Source organism: Neobacillus drentensis (assembly GCF_036962765.1).
Taxonomy (GTDB): Bacteria; Bacillota; Bacilli; order Bacillales; family Cytobacillaceae; genus Neobacillus; species Neobacillus drentensis_C.
In genome coordinates, this window is sequence record NZ_JBALOS010000403.1 from 1 (window position 1) to 1427 (window position 1427).

Here is a 1427-nt window from a genome sequence, read left to right on the forward strand (position 1 = left end):
CTCCCTCCCCATATATTGATTCCATTATATAAAATCTTAATTTTCTAATAAAATTAGAAATTATAATAATTTAATAAGAATATCTTATATTGTTGAGAGAATTGTCAGAATATTAAGCTCGAAGTAACTTAAAAATGCCGATAATAAAGATTCAATTAGCAACAGAATTAAGCAGATTATTAAATAATACAATCACTACAGATATCAATAGTATTTAAGAGAAGGCTCTTTTCTTAAATACTATTGCTTTCTTTATAATAACTTGTGCCAAATTAGGATCAAATTAAGACAGTCTATGTAAATTCAATGACAATCGAGTCCGAATAGAGTACCTTTGGTAAAAACGTTATAATTAAAATCTGCTCGAAAAACAACAATCTTTTAGAAAACAGCCTAGGGATATTCGGGTTTTCTATTCTTTGAATCCTTTTTTGTTTTAGAGAAAATTTCACATGGGTTGCAAACACAAAAAGGAAAAGGATTAAGATGACTAGATTAGTCTCTTATTCCTTTTCCTTATCGGGATCCTGATTCTTCTATTAAAACTATCTGCGAAACACACTCCACATGGATTGAGTAGTGATCGCAGACATATTGAATAATCAGGATTAACTTATATATCTAATCCTGATCAATTTAATATTTGAGTTTTAGTCATGTCCATCATTCGCTTAGCCATTCTTCGAGAGAACAAAATAAACAACTCTTTCAGCTTTTGCTAAATAAGATCATAATCAAACAATCCGACGGTCGTTCTAGAGTTGTTGATAAAGTGCTGAATAAGAATTATTAAATTACTCAATGATTTTTAGGTTTTATTTTAAATTCAGTATCACCTGAAAATGTTTTGATACCCTCAACCCATTTTAAATTAAAGGATAAATCTTTATTCTGTTTGGAATAAACACTTTTCTCATAATCGAAACTTCCAAATGATTTTTGAACTTGTAAAGGTGCTAAATCATTATAGGTTACTTTTGTTTTATCATAATAGTTAACTGTTAGTTTTACAGTCTTATCTCCCAAATACTTAATTGCTGTGTCATAAACCCATTTTTTATGATCTAATCTTGGGGCAACACTAATATCCCAATTCTCTAATGTCGATGTTTGTTCAACCACTAACTCTTTTGGTTGTTCAATTTCATTACTGACATTTTTCGATACACATGCAGAAGTAAAAAGGCAAAATGTTAGAATTAATGTTAAAAAGTATATTTTTTTCATAAACCCCTCCTAAGCTGTTATTACTCTTTATTCAAGAAGAACTATTAACACTTTTCCTTTTCTTAATGAACTAAACTGCAATAATGAAATAGGAGCTGGTCGCTCAGCTCCTTAGTTCAATAAGCTATTAATATTAAATATAGATTTACATTGTTAATTCATAAATTGCTCTTGAAGTAATTGTATTGTCTTTGAATCAA

Annotated in this window: 1 protein-coding gene; it reads right to left on the bottom strand. The window is 28.8% G+C overall.

Annotation, left to right across the window (positions count from 1 at the left end; translation table 11 throughout):
• Positions 1-798: 798 nt before the first annotated feature.
• Complete coding sequence (locus tag V7137_RS30065) at positions 799-1227, bottom strand: hypothetical protein (RefSeq protein ID WP_335701462.1); 429 nt, start codon at positions 1225-1227, stop codon at positions 799-801.
• Positions 1228-1427: the final 200 nt, after the last annotated feature.

Coding starts and splice junctions, on each gene's coding strand:
- V7137_RS30065 (WP_335701462.1), bottom strand. CDS start 1,227: ATGAAAAAAATATACTTTTTAACATTAATTCTAACATTTTGCCTTTTT.